The 15144-nt window shown below is 72.6% G+C and carries 16 protein-coding genes and 1 pseudogene; 12 read left to right on the forward strand and 5 right to left on the reverse strand.

Features of this window, described 5'->3' with window-relative positions; genetic code table 11:
- Positions 1 to 52 precede the first annotated feature (52 nt).
- From OG349_RS27905 to OG349_RS27950, 10 genes are all read left to right on the forward strand, one after another.
- Positions 53 to 550: an Asp23/Gls24 family envelope stress response protein gene (locus OG349_RS27905; protein WP_327237208.1), complete on the forward strand. Its 498-nt coding sequence runs from the start codon at positions 53 to 55 to the stop codon at positions 548 to 550.
- A gap of 41 nt (positions 551 to 591) precedes the next feature.
- A complete protein-coding gene (locus OG349_RS27910) occupies positions 592 to 783 on the forward strand; it encodes a hypothetical protein (protein ID WP_161308280.1) in 192 nt (63 codons plus the stop codon).
- Between the two features lie 6 nt (positions 784 to 789).
- Positions 790 to 1137: a hypothetical protein gene (locus OG349_RS27915; RefSeq protein WP_327237209.1), complete on the forward strand. Its 348-nt coding sequence runs from the start codon at positions 790 to 792 to the stop codon at positions 1135 to 1137.
- Positions 1134 to 1898, forward strand: coding sequence for a DUF6286 domain-containing protein (locus OG349_RS27920; protein ID WP_327237210.1), 765 nt, complete (start codon positions 1134 to 1136; stop codon positions 1896 to 1898). Before OG349_RS27915 ends, OG349_RS27920 begins: the two co-directional genes overlap by 4 nt.
- A 172-nt stretch (positions 1899 to 2070) precedes the next feature.
- Positions 2071 to 2649, forward strand: coding sequence for an alkaline shock response membrane anchor protein AmaP (amaP, locus tag OG349_RS27925; protein WP_327238754.1), 579 nt, complete (start codon positions 2071 to 2073; stop codon positions 2647 to 2649).
- A gap of 270 nt (positions 2650 to 2919) precedes the next feature.
- Positions 2920 to 4293 carry an ATP-binding protein gene (locus OG349_RS27930; protein ID WP_327237211.1) on the forward strand — a complete coding sequence of 458 codons (1374 nt, stop codon included), beginning with the start codon at positions 2920 to 2922 and terminating at the stop codon, positions 4291 to 4293.
- On the forward strand, positions 4290 to 4748 hold the full coding sequence (locus OG349_RS27935; protein WP_237530489.1) for a roadblock/LC7 domain-containing protein: 459 nt from the start codon (positions 4290 to 4292) through the stop codon (positions 4746 to 4748). Before OG349_RS27930 ends, OG349_RS27935 begins: the two co-directional genes overlap by 4 nt.
- Positions 4745 to 5110 carry a DUF742 domain-containing protein gene (locus OG349_RS27940; RefSeq protein WP_327237212.1) on the forward strand — a complete coding sequence of 122 codons (366 nt, stop codon included), beginning with the start codon at positions 4745 to 4747 and terminating at the stop codon, positions 5108 to 5110. The genes OG349_RS27935 and OG349_RS27940 overlap by 4 nt, the downstream gene beginning before the upstream one ends.
- Positions 5079 to 5696 carry a GTP-binding protein gene (locus OG349_RS27945; RefSeq protein WP_442806324.1) on the forward strand — a complete coding sequence of 206 codons (618 nt, stop codon included), beginning with the start codon at positions 5079 to 5081 and terminating at the stop codon, positions 5694 to 5696. Before OG349_RS27940 ends, OG349_RS27945 begins: the two co-directional genes overlap by 32 nt.
- On the forward strand, positions 5693 to 6937 hold the full coding sequence (locus OG349_RS27950; protein WP_327237213.1) for a cytochrome P450: 1245 nt from the start codon (positions 5693 to 5695) through the stop codon (positions 6935 to 6937). The genes OG349_RS27945 and OG349_RS27950 overlap by 4 nt, the downstream gene beginning before the upstream one ends.
- A 163-nt stretch (positions 6938 to 7100) precedes the next feature.
- On the opposite strand, the gene OG349_RS27955 is transcribed toward OG349_RS27950, so the two are convergent.
- From OG349_RS27955 to OG349_RS27970, 4 genes are all read right to left on the reverse strand, one after another.
- Entirely contained in the window at positions 7101 to 7856 is a 756-nt protein-coding gene (locus OG349_RS27955; RefSeq protein ID WP_327237214.1) for an SDR family oxidoreductase, read from the reverse strand.
- Between the two features lie 5 nt (positions 7857 to 7861).
- Positions 7862 to 9646 (reverse strand): glycoside hydrolase family 15 protein, encoded by a 1785-nt coding sequence (locus OG349_RS27960; protein ID WP_327237215.1) that lies wholly within the window; start codon positions 9644 to 9646, stop codon positions 7862 to 7864.
- 91 nt (positions 9647 to 9737) lie between these two features.
- Complete coding sequence (locus tag OG349_RS27965) at positions 9738 to 10553, reverse strand: SURF1 family cytochrome oxidase biogenesis protein (protein ID WP_327238756.1); 816 nt, start codon at positions 10551 to 10553, stop codon at positions 9738 to 9740.
- A 78-nt stretch (positions 10554 to 10631) separates the two neighbouring features.
- Positions 10632 to 11639, reverse strand: a complete 1008-nt coding sequence (locus OG349_RS27970) for a DEDDh family exonuclease (RefSeq protein ID WP_327237216.1) — start codon at positions 11637 to 11639, stop codon at positions 10632 to 10634.
- Positions 11640 to 11770: 131 nt separating this feature from the next.
- On the opposite strand from OG349_RS27970, the gene OG349_RS27975 reads away from it, so the two are divergent.
- Entirely contained in the window at positions 11771 to 12487 is a 717-nt protein-coding gene (locus OG349_RS27975; protein WP_327237217.1) for a VIT1/CCC1 transporter family protein, read from the forward strand.
- 19 nt (positions 12488 to 12506) lie between these two features.
- Positions 12507 to 13433, forward strand: a pseudogene (locus OG349_RS27980) (zinc-binding dehydrogenase); the annotation flags it as partial.
- 93 nt (positions 13434 to 13526) lie between these two features.
- Here OG349_RS27980 and OG349_RS27985 read toward each other — a convergent pair.
- Positions 13527 to 15065 (reverse strand): S8 family peptidase, encoded by a 1539-nt coding sequence (locus OG349_RS27985; protein WP_327237218.1) that lies wholly within the window; start codon positions 15063 to 15065, stop codon positions 13527 to 13529.
- Positions 15066 to 15144: the final 79 nt, after the last annotated feature.

Raw genomic sequence — 15144 nt, forward strand, 5'->3', positions numbered from 1 at the left:
ACCCCTAATGTGTGCAAAGGAGTCGATCACCGAGCGGAAAGGGCGAATGGCGATGTCAGACACCGCATCCCGTAATCAGTCCGAGTCTTCCGTCAGGGAGGGGGTGGGAGACGAGGGGCGCAGGGTCTCCGCGGGCAAGCGCGGCGGCGGCGCCCCCGGCTCGCGCGGCCGTACCACCATCGCCGACGGCGTGGTGGAGAAGATCGCCGGTCTCGCGGCCCGTGACGTGGTCGGCGTGCACGCCATGGGCAGCGGGATGTCCCGCACCTTCGGCGCCGTCCGCGACCGGGTGCCCGGCACCGGGTCGTCCAAGTCCGTCAGCCGGGGCGTGAAGGCCGAGGTCGGCGAGGTGCAGGCCGCCCTCGACCTGGAGATCGTCGTCGACTACGGCGTGTCGATCACCGAGGTCGCCCGGGTGGTGCGGGAGAACGTCATCTCCGCCGTGGAGCGGATGACGGGCCTGGAGGTCGTCGAGGTCAACATCGCGGTCAGCGACGTCAAGCTGCCCGACGAAGAGGACGACGACGACTCGGACACCCGAGTCCAGTAAGGGGTGGGGGAGACGGACGCGAAGCGGAGAAGGAGCGCACGATGAGCATGGCGATGGTCGGTGTGTTGGCCGGTATCGCGCTCGGGTTCGCCGGATATTTCGGCGGTTTCGGAGCGTTTGTGGTGGTGGCCGTGCTGGGCGCGGCCGGGTTTGTCGCCGGGAAGTTCGCGGACGGCGATCTGGAGCCCGGCGACTTCTTCCGCAGTCGCGACCGCGACGGCCGGCGGCGGTGATCCCGCGTGGCCGGTGACCAGGTGGTGGCCGCCGAGCGCGGAGTGACGACGATCGCGGACCGCGTCGTGGCGAAGATCGCCGCGCGCGCCGCGAGGGAGGCGCTCGACCGCGTACCGGAAGGCGGGGAGGCACCGCACGCCTCGGTGACGGTGCATCACGGCGCCGCGCGGGTGCGGGTCGGACTGGAGCTGGACTACCCCTCCGACATCGGCGCCCGCTGCGGCGCCGTACGGCAGCGGGTCGCCCAGCGGGTGCACGGGCTGGCGGGTGTGGAGGTGGCCGAGGTGGTGGTCCAGGTCGAACGCCTGCACTCCGTGCACACGCGGGGCGCCGACCGGGGGAGGATCCGATGAGCGGACCATCCGACGAGTCGCACGAGTCGCACGAGCCCGGCGGGTCCCACGTGTCGGACGCGCGACACGGGCGACACGGGCGACACGGCCGGGACGGCGGCGTCGACCTCGCCAAGCACGGGGAGGGAGACGGTGTCCCGCCGGCCGGCGGGTCCGCCGCGGCCGCGAGCCACGAGCCGAGACCCCCCTCCCCGGACGGCGCCACCGTCTCCGGTGGCAAAGCGGGCCGCTTCTGGTCCGCGCGCCGGATCCCCGCCGCCGTGGCCGCCGCGATCATCCTGGGCGCCGCCGGCCTGGTGCTGTACGACGTCGCGGCGGTACGGGCCGGGCACCACGCGATGTACTGGCGCCGCAGACTGGCCGAGGAACTGGCCGAACAGCCGCTCGACGAGACGTGGCTCATGCTCTCGGCCTGTGTGGCGATGGCACTCGGCGTCTGGCTGATCCTCCTCGCCCTGACCCCGGGCCTCCGCGCCCTGCTCCCGATGCGCCGCGACTTCGGCCACGTACGGGCCGGCCTCGACCGGTCCGCCGCCGCGCTCGTCCTGCGCGACCGGGCCATGGAGGTCTCGGGCGTACGGTCCGCGCGGGTCCGGGTGCGCCGGCGCAAGGCACGGGTCCGCGCGCTGTCCCACTTCCGTGAACTGGACGACGTACGGGCCGATCTGGACAGCGCCCTCGGCGCCGGCCTGGGGGACCTGGGTCTCGCCAGGCCGCTCGCCCTGTCGGTACGGGTCCGCAGGCCCAAGAAGAAGGGGTGACCGGATGAGCCGGCGCGGCGAGAAGCGCGGGACGGACCGTCAGGCGAAGAAGGAGCAGAAGGAACAGAAGCAGTGGCGGTCGAGGCAGGCCAAGAAGGCGAAGCACGAGCAGAGCGAGAAGAAGGCCGGCCACGGCCACGGGGGCGCGTCCAAGCCCGGCCGTACCGGCGGGGTGTTCCGGATCGTCAACCGGGTCCTGCTCGGTCTCCTCGGCCTGGTGCTGCTCCTCGCCGGGGGTGTGGTGGTCGCCCAGGGGCAGGGCTGGTCGGTGCCCGGCTGGTGGCCGTACAGCGGACCGCACGACGTCCTGCTGACCCGTCACAACCGGCAGCGCTACCGCGACGACGGCTGGTGGTGGCCGGTGATCATCGCCGCCCTGGCGGTCATCGTGGTCCTGACGCTGTGCTGGCTGCTGGCACAGTTCCGGCGGGCGCGGCTGGCCGAAATTCTCGTCGAGAGCGGCGACGGTGAAGGCGCGCTGCTGCGCGGGCGGGCACTCGAAGGGGTGCTGGAGAGCGAGGCGGGGTCCCTCGATGGAGTGGCAGGTGCGCGCGCCAGGTTGACGGGCCGTCGTACGGCGCCCGCCGCGCGGGTCCAGCTCCTGCTGGAGCCGCACGCCGATCCCGGCGGCGCGATGAACCGCCTGACGGGCGAGGCGCTGGCCCACGCGCGCGGCTCCGCCGGGCTGGAGGCGCTGCCGGCGGAGGTCAGGCTGCGGGCCGCCAAGCATCGCCCCGAGAGAGTGAATTGACGGAGAGTGGTCGATCGGTGACGCATCTGGTGTCTCTGTAGCCCCATTCGTCCCATGGTTTCTGATTCTCCCGTTGACTGGTCCTATGGATCACCGATAGGGCTATACGGCGGCCCGGAGCGGCGGCCGGATTCTCTGTGGCCCGTTTCGGCCGGTGATCCGTGCGGCGGCGGTGATCCGCGCGACAACAGTGAAACGGCGACGACAGTGATGTGACGGGGTTACAGCTATGGCAAGTGGTGCCACTGCCGGTCCACGGCGGTGTGAGTGATGCCCGTTCCGTGGTGGCGGCAGAGACGGCGGGCCGAGAGCGCCCTGGCCGACGCGCAGTCCGTGTTCGACGCGCGGCTGGCGTACGGCGAGAGACTCCAGCAGGACCGGGTGGCCGCGCTGGAGGGCGAGATCGCCCGGCTGGGCGCGGAGCTGGCCGGGAAGGACGACCTGGTGCGGTCGGTCGTCGCCGAGGTGCGCCACACGGCCGCCACCCGGCTGCCCGAGCTGGCGATGGCCACCGCGCACCCCCACGTGGTGGTCCCCGGGCTGCGCGACGAACAGCTGGCCGGCTCCGAGATCGATGTGTCGCTCGGCCAGGTGCTCGACCAGGTGCGGCAGCTGGTCGTGGACGAGCGGGTACGGGGCGACGACGCGGCCAAGGCCGTGATGCGGGGCGTCATGGGCAAGCTCCAGGCGCTCCACTACCGGCAGCAGACCTTCCTCCAGGGCATGCAGGAGCGGTACGACCATCCGGACGTGGCCGAGGACCTGGTGCGCCTGGACGAGCTCAACGAGCTGAACCTCCGGCTCGTCCAGGGCCTGGCCGTGATGTGCGGGAGGTGGCCGGGGCTGGCCCGGGGGGACTCGCCGGTGCAGGGCATCGTCAAGAGCGCCGCCGGGCGGGTCGTCGGCTACCAGCGGATCGCGACGCCCAGCTACCACGTCCGCGGCCGGCTGGGGGTGGTGGCCCGCGCCGTCGAACCGCTGGCCATGGTCCTCGCCGAGCTGCTCGACAACGCGCTCAGCCACTCCCCGAGCAACATCGACATCGAGGTGGAGGTGAAACACGGCGCGAGCGGCTGCACCTTCTTCATCACCGACTGGGGACTGGGCATGGAGGCGGACGAGCTGGCGCGGGCCAACGGGCTCGCCGCCGGTGATCTGGCGCTGCTCTTCACCGAGCTGGAGGGCGAACCGCCCGGCATCGGCCTGCCGGTGGCCGGTGCCATCGCCCGGCAGTACGGCCTGCGCACCGTCCTGGAGCGGGCCCCGTACAGCAACGGGCTGCGCGCCGCCGTCCTCGTACCGGAGTCACTGCTGATCATGGTCAAGGAGGACTCGGTGGCGCCGAACACGGTGTCACCCAACGTGCCCTCCCCACGCGTTCCGATCCTGGGCGACGAGGAGCCGCTTCCCGTGCATGTTTCCGCGTACACCCCCGCGACGGGCCCGGGCGGTCTGCCCCAGCGCAGGGGGATGCGCGCCCGGGCGGCGGCCGGCGCGGCCGGCGGCGTCCCCGACGCGCCCGGTGCGCCGGATCCCAGCCCGGCGGAGAACCAGAGCCGGTGGGCCGCGGTCCAGTCCGGCACGGCGGCCGGCCGCGCCGCCCCGGACCAGCCCGACCACCCCTCCGAAGAAGGACAGCCATGATGATCGATGGACGCCGTGAGCCGAAGCTCCGGACGACGGACGAACCGATGTCGTGGGTGCTCGAACCGCTGATGGACATCCCGCACGTACGGCACGGTGTGGTCCTCGCCTCCGACGGCCTGGTCCAGGGGCGCTCCACGAACCTGCCCCGGGTGGACGCGGAGGGCGCGTCGGCCATGCTCGCCGGCATCATCTCCTCCTCCCGCGGCCTCCTCGGCGCCTTCGCGGGCTCCGACGGCCCGGAGGACGTACGGCAGGTGGTCGTCGAGGGCCACCACGGCTACGTGTTCCTCACCGGCGCCGGCCGGAACGCGGTGATCGCCGTCTACACCGACACCGACGTCGACCTGGGCGTCGTGGCGCACGAGGTACAGGTCCAGGTGAAGAAACTGGGCCGCGCCATGAGCACCCCGGCACGCCAGCACGGGAGCGGCGCTGTGGGTGCGGTGTCATGACTCCGGAACGGGCGTCGAGGCCGCTCGTACGGCCCTACGTCGAGACCGGCGGCCGGGCCAGGGCCGAACGCTGCGCGCTCGAACGGATCACCCTCCTCCACCGCGTCGGCGGCGAACTCCCGCGCGGCCTGAGCGACAAGCAGCGCGAGGCCATGGAACTGCTCAGGGCCGGTGCCCTGTCCCTGGTGGAGACCGCCTCGTACCTGCGGCTGCCCGTCTCGCTGTCGAAGGTCGTGCTGGCGGACCTCATCGCGGCGGGATGCCTCAAGGCCCGCCCGCCCGCGCCCCTCGCGGCGCAGCACGACCCCGAGATGCTGAGAAAGGTGCTCGATGGACTTCGCCGGGCCAAGTCCTCTCCGTGAGGCCCCGCACAGCCCGCCCCCGGCCCGCCTGCCCGAGAACGCCCTGATGCTCAAGGTGGTGGTCGCCGGACCGTTCGCGGTCGGCAAGACCACCTTCGTCAGCGCCGTGTCCGAGATCCAGAGCCGGCACACCGAAGAGCTGATGACACAGGCCGGCGCGCTGGTCGACGACCTGGACGGGGTCGACGCCAAGACCCACACCACGGTCGGCACCGACTTCGGCCGGCTCACGCTGGACGACCGCCTCGTCCTGTACCTGTTCGGCAGCCCCGGGCAGAAGCGGTTCCGCGTCCTGTGGGACGACATCGTCCGGGGCGCGCTGGGCATCCTGGTGCTGGTCGACACCGGCAGGCTGGACGCCGCGTTCGAGGTGATGGACATGGTGGAGGCGGCGGGGCTGCCGTACGTCGTCGGCGTCAACCGCTTCCCCGCGTCACCGGTCCACTCGCCGGACGACGTGCGCGTGGCGCTCGACCTGCCGCCGGGCACCCCGGTCGTCGGGCTCGACGCGCGGGACCGCGACGCGTGCCTGGACGCGCTGATCACGATGACCCAACACGTCCTGTCCCCGCTGGAGATGGTGTGACCACCCCGCTGACGTCCGACCTGACCCGGCTGTACGGCCCCGAGTTCGCCGCCGACGCCTACGGGATCTACCGGCGGCTGCGCGCCGAGGGCAAGGTGGTGCCGGTCGAGTTCGCCCCCGGGGTCCCGGCCATGCTGGTCACGGATTTCGACACCGCGCTGGAGGTCCTGTACGGCACCGGCCTCTGGTCCAAGGACCCGCGTCCCTGGCAGACGTCCCACATGCCCGCCGACTCGCCGCTGCTGTCCATGCTGGGCTACCAGCGCAGCCCGATGTTCACCGACGGCGAGGAACACGCCCGGTACCGGGGCGCGGTCTCCGACAGCCTCGGCCGCTTCGAGCCGCACGTGCTGCGCGGCATGGTGCGGCGCAGCGCCGACCGGCTCATCCAGGGGTTCGCGGCGCGGGGGGAGTGCGATCTGGTCGCGGAGTTCGCGATGGGGCTGCCGGTCCTGCTGTTCAACGAGATGTTCGGCGTTCCCGACCGGGAGAGCACGCGGCTCGCCACCTCGATCGCCGCGTTCACGAGCGCGCACCAGGAGCAGGCCAAGGTCGCCTGGGACGCCTATCTCGGCTACATCGGCGAGCTGGTCGACCTCCGGGTGCGCGAGCCGGGCCAGGATCTGACGTCCTGGCTGCTGTCCCATCCGGCGCGGCTCACCACGCAGGAGGTCGTGGAGGAGCTGCTCCTCTTCGTCGGCGCGGCCTACGAGCCCACGAGCGGGCTGATCGCCAACAGCCTGCACCGCATGCTGACCGAGGACCGGTACTACAGCACGCTCACGGACGGGGCGCTGACCGTGCACGACGCGCTGCGGGTCGTGCTCTGGAAGCAGGCGCCGGTGGCCAACTACGGGGCCCACTACCCCCGTCAGGACACCGTGCTGGCGGGGGTGCCGGTCCCGGCGCACAGCCTGGTCCTGATCTCCTTCGCGGCGATCAACGACGGGCTGGCGCCCGAGCGGCCCGAGGAGGCGGGGAACGGGGGCCGTTCGCATCTGGCGTTCTCGGCGGGGCCGCATGCCTGTCCGGCGAAGGACCCGAGCGTGCAGATCGCGGTGACGGCCGTGGAACGCCTCACGTCGTGGCTCCCCACGCTGGAACTGGCCGTCCCCGCCGCGGAGATCGTCTGGCGCCCCACAGGCTTCCTCCGCGCCCTCACCCGCCTACCGGTCCGCTTCACCCCGATCCACCCGGACCAGGAGGGAACCACCCCGTGGACGTCCCCGGCGTCGGCGTAGCCCTTGAGGCGCGGGCAGCTGCGGGGTGTCCTCAATCGCCGGACGGGCTGAATAGCCCACCCCGAGGCGCCGGCGGCTGCGTCCCCGAGCGCCGACGGGCCTGTCAAGCCCGTCCGGCGATTGAGGACACGGTGCGGCCGGAGGCCGCGAAACGCGCCCGCACCTAGAAGCCGTGCCGCGCACCCCCGTCCACCGGCACCATCACCCCCGTCAGGTACGACGCCGCGGGCGAGAGCAGAAACGCCGCCGTTCTGCCGAACTCCGCCGGCGTCCCGTACCGCCGCAGCGGGATACGGGCCTCCTGCCGCGCCCGCGCGGCCTCCGCGTCGCCCGACAGGGCGTCCAGTTCGCGGACGCGGTCCGTGTCGATGCGGGACGGCAGCAGGCCCAGCACCCGTATCCCCCGCGGACCCACCTCCGCCGCCAGGGACTTCGCGAAGCCCGCAAGCCCCGGCCGCAGCCCGTTCGACAGCGTCAGGCCCGGTATCGGCTCGTGGACCGACCCGGACAGCACCAGCCCGATCACCCCGCCCTCACCCAGCTCCGCCGCCGCGGCCCGCGCCAGCCGTACCGCCCCGAGGAACACCGACTCGAACGCCGTCCGCCACTGCTCGTCCGTGTGGCCCGTGGCCGTCCCGGCCGGCGGACCGCCGACACTGATCAGCATCCCGTCGAACCGCCCGAACCGCTCCCGGGCGGCGGCCGTCAGCCGCCCCGCCACCTCCGGGTCCGCGTTGTCGGCGGCCACCCCGTGCGCGCCGGGGCCCAGCTCCCGCGCCGCCCCGGCCACCCCCGCCGCGTCCCGCCCGGTGATCACCACCCGCGCGCCGTCCGCGACCAGCGCCTCCGCCGCCGCGCGGCCAAGGCCCCGTGAGGCACCGGTGACAACATAGACGCGGTCCTTCAGCCCAAGATCCATGCGCCCTATCGCGCCGTGCCGTCCTTGGCCAGCAGCACGGCGGTCCCCACCAGCCCGATGTGACTGAACGCCTGCGGGAAGTTGCCCAGTTGGCGCCCCGCCACCGGGTCGTACTCCTCCGACAGCAGCCCCACGTCGTTGCGCAGCTCCAGCAGCCGGGCGAACAACTCCTCCGCCTCGTCGTGGCGCCCGGTCATCCGCAGCGCGTCGGCCAGCCAGAACGAGCAGACGAGGAACGTGCCCTCGCCGCCCGGCAGTCCGTCCACCAGCGGGCCCTCGGTGCTGTAGCGCCGGACGAACCCGCCCTGCATCAGCTCCTCCCTGACCGCGTCGACCGTGCCCACGACCCGGGGATCGTCCGCCGGCAGGAAGCCGACCTGCGGGATCAGCAGCGCCGCCGCGTCCAGCTCCGCGGAGCCGTACGACTGCGTGAAGGTGTTCCGTACCGGGTCGTACCCCTTCGCGCAGACCTCGTCGTGCACCTCGTCCCGCATCGCCCGCCACCGCGCCACGTCCCCGGGCAGCGACGGGTCGTCCTCCAGGGTCCGTACGGCACGGTCGGCGGCCACCCAGGCCATCACCTTCGAGTGCACGAAGTGCCTGCGGGGGCCGCGCACCTCCCACAGCCCCTCGTCCGGTTCGCGCCACCGCGACTCCAGGAACCCGAGCAGGCTGAGCTGGAGCTTCCACGCGTGCGAGGTCGCGGGCAGACCCGAGGCGCGCGCCAGGTGCAGGGAGTCCATGACCTCGCCGTACACGTCGAGCTGGAGCTGCTCGACGGCCTCGTTGCCGGTACGGACGGGGGAGGACCCCTCGTACCCCCGCAGCCAGGACAGTTCGGTCTCCGGCAGCCGGCGCTCGCCCCCGACCCCGTACATGATCTGGAGGTCCGCCGGATCGCCGGCGACCGCGCGCAGCAGCCAGTCGCGCCAGGCCGCCGCCTCGTCCAGGTAGCCGGCCGACAGCAGGGCGCCCAGCACCAGCGTCGAGTCGCGCAGCCAGCAGTAGCGGTAGTCCCAGTTCCGTACCCCGCCGATCTCCTCGGGCAGCGAGGTGGTGGGCGCGGCGATGATCCCGCCCGTCGGGGCGTAGATGAGCGCCTTGAGGGTGATCAGTGAGCGCATGACGGCGTCCCGGTGCGGCCCGTCGTACCGGCAGCGCGCGGACCACTCGCGCCAGTCCTCCAGGCTCTGTTCCAGCGCCTCGTACGGATCGATCCGCTCGGGGCGCTCCTTGTGGGAGGGATGCCAGGTGAGGACGAACGCCACCTGCTCGCCGGCGCCGACGGTGAACGACGAGAAGGTGGTGAAGTGCTGGCCCCACGTCTTGACGTGCGGCTCGCTGCGCAGCCACACGGAGTCCGGCCCCGCGACGGCGACCCGGTGGCCGTCCGAGCGCCGCATCCAGGGCACGACCGAGCCGTAGTCGAAGCGCAGCCGCAGGGTGGACCGCATCTCCACCGAGCCGCTGAGGCCCTCCACGATCCGCACGATGTCGGGTGCGGTGTCGCGCTGCGGCATGAAGTCGGTGACCTTCACCGAGCCGGTACGCGTCTCCCAGACGGACTCCAGGACGAGCGTGTCGCCCACGTACGAACGCCGGGTGCTGTCACCGGCGTCCTTGGGGGCGATCCGCCAGTGGCCGTTGTCCTCGTCGCCGAGCAGCGCCGCGAAGCAGGCCGCCGAGTCGAAGCGAGGAAGGCACAGCCAGTCGATGGAGCCGTTCCTGCCGACCAGGGCGGCGGTCTGGAGATCGCCGATGAGCGCGTAGTCCTCGATGCGTGGAGTCACTCTGGGCCTGTTCCCACGTCAACGGGGGGTTAGGCCCTGCCCGGAGGCCCTGTCCGTCCGAATCTTCGCGGGTCGGACGGATCTTCGCGCCTCAGACGGACGCCGGGGACGGCTCGGGGGCGCCCTGCTGTTCCGCGTCCGACCCGGAGTCCGCGTCGGCCGCCGCCGCGCGGTCGCGCTTCTCCCGGCGTACGAGTACCACGAAGCCGACCGGCACCCCGGCGGCGAACAGCCACCACTGGACCGCGTACGCCATGTGCGGGCCGATCGAGCCGTCGTCGGGGTCCGGGATCTGCTGGGGGGAGCGGCCGGCCGGGACCGGTGAGGTCAGCTCGACGTAACCGCCGAGGACCGTGCGGTCCAGGTACGCGGCCTGTTCCTCGCTGTTGATCAGCATGACCTGGCGGGGCGGCAGGTCCCGCAGGTCGCGGATGCCGCTGCCCTTCGTCGTCTCGTCGGCCTTGAGCCGGCCCGTGATCGTGACCTCGCCCGAGGGCGGGGCCGGGATCTTCGGGAAGGCCCGCTGGTCGTCGCCGGACGGGATCCAGCCCCGGTTGACGATCAGCGCGCGGCCGTCGTCGAGGACGAGCGGGATCAGGACGTGGTAGCCGACCTGTTCGTCACTGGACGTACGGCGGCGGACGACCACCTCGTGGGCGGTGTCGAAGCGGCCCGTGGCGGTGACCCGGCGCCAGTAGTCGGAGTACGGGACGGTGTGCCCGGGGGAGGTCAGCTCGGTGACCGGGACGGGCTTCGCCTTGAGGTTGTCCGAGATCAGCGTGTTCTGGGCGACCTTGTGCTCGTGCCGGTGAAGCTGCCAGAAACCCAGCTCGATCATCGTCGGGATGAGGGCGAGCGAGAGCAGGGCGAGAATCACCCACTGCCGGGTGAACAGGAAGCGGTACACGCCTTCGACGGTACCCGCCGGGGGCCGGGCGCCGGACGGCGGGTACGAATCGGTCACCCGTGGGCGCGTACGGACCCGTCACCTCTCCGTGGAAGCGGGGGCGTCACCACCGGCGGGCGTGACGTCCCGCAGCAGCTGGGTGAAGGCGGCCTCGTCGATGACCGGTGTGCCGTACGACACCGCCTTGACGGTCTTGGACGTCGAGGACTCCGGGTCGTTGGTCACCAGCAGGCTGGTCAGCCGGGACACACTCGTCGCGACGTGCAGCCCCGCCTCCACCGCCCGGTCCTCCAGCAGTTCACGGTCCACGGACGTGTCGCCCGAGAACGCCACGCGCATCCCCTGCACGAGCGACTTGCCCGTCTCGTAACGCCCCGGGTTCGGATACGGGCAGGACGGGCGCTTCCGCGAGGGCCGCCAGGTCGACTGGCCCGCCGGACGGTACGACGACTGGTGGCCGATCCGGGGGCGCGCGGGTGTGTCCGACCACTCCGTGAGCGGCAGGCATTCGAGGAGCGGCAGCCGTACGCCGTCCCGCGCCGCCGCGTGCAGACTCGGCCGGAACGCCTCGGCCAGCACCCGCGCGTCGTCCAGCGCGTGGTGCGCGCGCTGCTGCACCACGCCGAAGTGCGCGGCCAGCGACTCCAGTTTGTGGTTGGGCAGGGGCAGGGCCAGTTCCTTGGACAGCGCGATCGTGCACAGCCGCTGGCGGGTGGGCGCCGCGCCGCCCGCGCGGGCGTACTCCCGGGCGATCATCGACCAGTCGAAGATCGCGTTGTGCGCCACCAGCACCCGGCCCTCCAGGCGCTCGGCGAACTCGGCGGCGATGTCCGGGAAGAGCGGGGCGCTCTCCAGGACGTCGCTCGTCAGTCCATGGATCCAGACGGGTCCCGGATCGCGCTCCGGGTTGACGAGTGTGTACCAGTGGTCCTCGACCTCGCCCCGGACGTCCAGGCGGTAGACGGCGGCGGACACTATCCGGTCGTCGCGGGCGAGGCCGGTGGTCTCCACGTCGACGACCGCGTACCCCTGCGGGTAGGCGGCCGGCCACATCGTCGCTGTCGTCTGGTCGTCGAGCATGGTCACAGAGAATACGGGCCGCGACTGACAGTGTGCTCGCCCGGGCGGCCCGCGAAGACGCGCGCCCCGCCGCCGGGCGGTCCGTCAAGTGCGGGTCGCTGTCGCGCCGGTGACGGCCCGGGTGAGACTCTCGCCGGATGACCGACTCCACCACCGCCCACGCCGAGCCCCACGGCGACGCCCTCGGCACCCGCCTCAACTGGCTGCGCGCGGCCGTCCTCGGCGCCAACGACGGGATCGTCTCGACCGCGGGCCTGGTGGTCGGCGTGGCCGGCGCCACCGACGCCAGGGGCACGCTGCTGACGGCGGGTCTGGCGGGCCTGTTGGCCGGGTCGATGTCGATGGCGACGGGGGAGTACGTGTCGGTCTCCACCCAGCGCGACTCGGAGCGGGCCGCGCTGGCCGTGGAACGCCGCGAGCTGCGGGAGCAGCCGGAGGCCGAACTCGAAGAGCTGACCGGGCTGTTGGCGGAGCGCGGCCTGTCGGCGGAGGTGGCGCGCGAGGCGGCGGAGCAGCTGACGGCGCGTGACGCGCTGCGCGCCCACGCGAGCGAGGAGCTGGGCATCAACCCCGACGCCCTGACCAACCCGTGGCACGCGGCGGGGGCGAGCTTCCTGTCGTTCACGGCGGGCGCCCTGCTGCCGCTCCTCGTGATCGTCCTGCTCCCGACGGCGTTCCGGGTGCCGGTCACGGTCCTGGCGGTCCTGGTGGCCCTCGCCCTGACGGGCTGGGGCAGCGCGAAGCTGGGCGCGGCCCCGAGGACACGCGCGGTGCTGCGGAACATGGGCGGGGGAGCGGTGGCCATGGGGGTGACGTACGGCGCGGGCGCGCTGCTCGGGGCGGCGGGCGTGTGAGGCGCTCCCTTCCGGCGACAGCGACCTGTGGCCCTACCGGGGTGAGTCGCCCCGGGAGGCCGGCGCACGCATCGGGCACGAGTTCCTCGGGGTCGTCGAGGAGACCGGCTCCGGGGTGGCGGGCTTCGCGGCCGGTGATCTGGTCGTCGCGCCCTTCATGTGGGCAGACGGGACCTGTGACTTCTGCCACGAAGGGCTGCCCACGTCCTGCGTGCGCGGCGGCTTCTGGGGCGGGGACGGCACCGACGGCGGCCAGGGCGAGGCCGTCCGCGTGCCCTTCGCCGACGGCACGCTCGTCGGACTCCCGGCCGACGCGCTCTCCGACGGCCGGCTGCTGACCGCGCTGCTCGCCCTCTCCGACGTGATGGGCACCGGACACCACGCGGCGGTCGGCGCCGGGGTGCGGCCCGGCAGCACGGTCGCCGTCGTCGGGGACGGCGCCGTGGGGCTGTGCGCGGTGCTGGCCGCCCGGCGGCTGGGCGCCGGGCGCATCATCGCGCTGGGCCGCCACCAGGCCCGTACGGACCTCGCCAGGACCTTCGGCGCCACCGACGTGGTCGCGGAGCGCGGCGACGCGGCCGTGGCGGCCGTACGCGAGCTGACCCGGGGTCAGGGCGCCCACGCCGTCGTCGAGGCGGTCGGTACCGAGCAGTCGATGCGTACGGCCCTGAGGATCACCCGCGACGGCGGGGCGATCGGCTATGTCGGCGCGCCCCACGGCAGCGGTACGGGCCTGGACCTGCGGCACATGTTCGACCGGAACATCGCCCTGCGCGGCGGCCTCGCGCCGGTCGGCGCGTACCTCCCCGAGCTGCTGCCCGACGTGCTGGACGGTTCCCTCGACCCGTCGCCCGTCTTCGACCTGACGGTGTCTCTGGACGACGTGGCGGAGGGCTACAAGGCCATGGACACCCGTACGGCAGTCAAGGTGCTCATCACGATGTGACCCGGTCCCGCGGTGAGCGACGACCGCGGGCCGCCCCCGGAGGGACGGCCCGCGTCGTGAGGTGTGGCTCTCATCCGTGCGGATGACCGGATGTCAGTGCTTGAAGCGGCTCACCGCGTCCAGCGCGTTGGTGATACCGGCACCGTAGAAGCTGTTGTACCGCTTGCTCCCGGTGCAGGTCGCGTCGATCCTGCCGTCGTTGTTGTAGTCGTACGCCGCCGGGCAGGCCGTGTCGTCGGCCTGGGCGATCAGCAGCGACTTGATCACCGCGGCCGAGGCGTGCGGGTAGGTCGACTTCAGGAGCGCCGCCACACCCGCGACGTGCGGGGAGGCCATCGACGTACCGGACAGGTAGCCCCACGAGCCGCCCGGCAGCGTGCCCAGGATGGAGCCGCTGGTGGCCGGCGCGTCCGGGACCTGGTAACGGTCGCCGCCCGGCGCCGCGATGTCGATGATGCCCAGACCGTAGTTCGAGTACGAGGACTTGCCCGCCTTCGAACCCGTGGCCGCGACCGTCACGACACCCGGGAGCTGGGTCGGTATGTCCAGGCACTCGGACGGGTCGATCACCCGGTCGCCGGGGATGGTGTCGTTCGGGCTGGACGAGTCGGTGATCGAGTCGGACGCGAGGTCGTACGCCTCGTTGCCCGCCGCCGCCACGTTGACCGCGCCCTTGCTCTCCGCGTACTTCGAGGCCCGGGTGATGGCGTCGACGAGCGCCTTCTGGTCCGGGTCGTTCTTGCAGTTGAAGTACCACGGGTCGGTGTAATAGCTGTTGTTGGTCACGTCGACACCGTGGTCGGCGGCCCAGACGAAGCCACAGACGACCGCCTCGGTGTAGAAGAACCCGGCCGGCGTCGAGACCTTGATGCCGGCCACCTTCACGCCCGGGGCGACCCCCGTCATGCCGATGCCGTTCTTCGCGGCCGCGATCTCACCCGCCACGTGCGTGCCGTGCGAGCTCTCCCCGGCCTGCGGACGCCAGGCGCCGTCCGTCGTGTCGGGCTTGCCCGTCACGCAGTTGACCGACGCGGCGCGGTCGAAGTTCGGCGCGAGGTCGGGGTGCGTGTCGTCGACGCCCGTGTCGATGACGGCGACCGTGACCTTCCGGCTGCCGAGGGTCTTCTCGTGCGCCTTGTCCGCCTTGATGGCGGGCAGGTCCCACTGCAACGGCTCCAGCGGGTCCTGCGCGGCGGTCTTGTCCGAGGTCGCCGCGGCGAGCTCCGCGGAGGTGAGCGCGCGGGGCGCGCCCTCGTCCGTGGTGGACTGCGCCGGCAGCGGCGCGGTGCGGGTGGCACCGGCCGAGTCGACGCCCCTGACCTTGCGCACGGACTTCGCGAAGTCGGGGTTCTGCGAGGACGCGACTATGACGCCTATGCGGTCGTAGGAGGTCACGACCGTGCCACCGGCCCGGCCGATGGCCTTCTCCACCGACTTGAGCGTGGAACGCCCGCCGTGCGTGTTGACGACGTACGACAGCTTGGGGCCGTCCGTGACGACCGGCGCCGGGGCGGCCGGTGCCGCCGGGGCGGCCGTCGCCGTGGCGCTCGGGAGGAAACCGAGCGAAGCGGTGAGCGCCAGACCTGCGGGCAGCGCGAGTACGCGTCTGCGTCTGGATCCCAGATGAGCCATGGGTTCTCCACATCATCCGTGAGAGCCGCCCACGCGCATGACGCGCGTGGACAGGTGCATGATCAGCGAAAACTACCGT

This window comes from Streptomyces sp. NBC_01317, assembly GCF_035961655.1.
GTDB lineage: Bacteria > Actinomycetota > Actinomycetes > Streptomycetales > Streptomycetaceae > Streptomyces.